The organism is Pseudoduganella sp. RAF53_2, from assembly GCF_052113985.1.
Classification (GTDB): Bacteria; Pseudomonadota; Gammaproteobacteria; order Burkholderiales; family Burkholderiaceae_D; genus Rugamonas.
This window is the reverse complement of record NZ_JBFRDW010001070.1, coordinates 1-1,083: the sequence shown is the minus strand read 5'-3', so window position 1 is coordinate 1,083 and position 1,083 is coordinate 1. Positions and strand designations below refer to the sequence as shown.

Genomic DNA, 1,083 nt, shown 5'->3' with positions numbered 1-1,083 from the left:
GGCTTGGTAGCGATAACTACGGAAGCGGAAGACTTTTCGCCATCAGACGATACGAAGGAAGTGGACTTGGCGATCGATAGATGCACGCGGGCATGCGCGATCGAGTCCAGGGTCATGATGGACTGCGCCAGTTCGCCTTCCAGGCCGCGGCGGAAACGCACGTCCTGCACGAATTGCGACACGCCCAGCGGGTCATTCTTGTCCATCAGCTCCAGGCCGGCCGGCAGCTGCGCGGTCACGCCTTTGGCGGCCAGCAGCATGCGCACCTTGCCCAGCTGGGACGAAGGCACCAGCACCTGGCCGGTCTCCGGATGCAGGCGGTAGGAAATGTGTTCGCCGTCGAGCACGGTCATCATGTCGGTCACGGCCACTTTTTCGCGGGCGCCGAACACGGGCTTGTAGTTGCTCTGGTCCTTCCACAGGAACATCAGGGTCAGTGCCGTCAGGCCGATGGCCAGCAGCACGATGGGATACAGATTCTTCATCACGGCCGGCGACACGGCCGGGACCGCGGTGGCGCCGGAACGCCAGCGCCCGAAGGCGGACTTGAGGGTGTTGATCACGTCAGAGACTTTCGTTCAGCTGGCTTAGAGCGGGAGCTTGATGAGCTCGTCGACCGCGCCCATCACTTTGTTACGAACCTGCATCAGCATCGAGAAGGAGAGGCTGGATTCCTGGCTGGCCAGCATGGCGCCTACCAGGTCGTCGCTGCGGCCGGCATCCACGTCAGCCATCTTCTGGCCGGCAGCCACGTCGGCTGCATTGACGCCGTCAACGGCGTCTTTCATGGATTGGGCGAAGGAAAATTGCTGCGCTGCGTTAGCGTTGCCAAAGTTCGCAGCAGGGGCAATTGCGCCGGCCTGTTGTGCCAGGTCGGAAGCGGCATTGGTCAGAGAGGCGAGGTCCGCTTTGATCAGACCGGTGAATTCAGTTGCCATCTGTTAGCTCCAATTTCGTGATGCACGTCAATATCATGACTTCAAGTTTGTTGCCTGCATTGCAGCGGGCCCGGGGCGGGTGAAGTGTTAAATTCACAGCAAACTTCCGGTTACTATGCTAATTGATAATTTCACAATGTTATTG

General features: G+C 59.5%; 1 protein-coding gene and 1 pseudogene. Both read right to left on the bottom strand.

What is annotated here, in order from left to right; translation table 11 throughout:
* Nucleotides 1-563: pseudogene (locus AB4Z11_RS32375) on the bottom strand (flagellar basal-body MS-ring/collar protein FliF); the annotation flags it as partial.
* A 24-nt stretch (nucleotides 564-587) separates the two neighbouring features.
* Nucleotides 588-938 carry a flagellar hook-basal body complex protein FliE gene (locus AB4Z11_RS32370; protein ID WP_442030373.1) on the bottom strand — a complete coding sequence of 117 codons (351 nt, stop codon included), beginning with the start codon at nucleotides 936-938 and terminating at the stop codon, nucleotides 588-590.
* Between the last annotated feature and the right edge of the window lie 145 nt (nucleotides 939-1,083).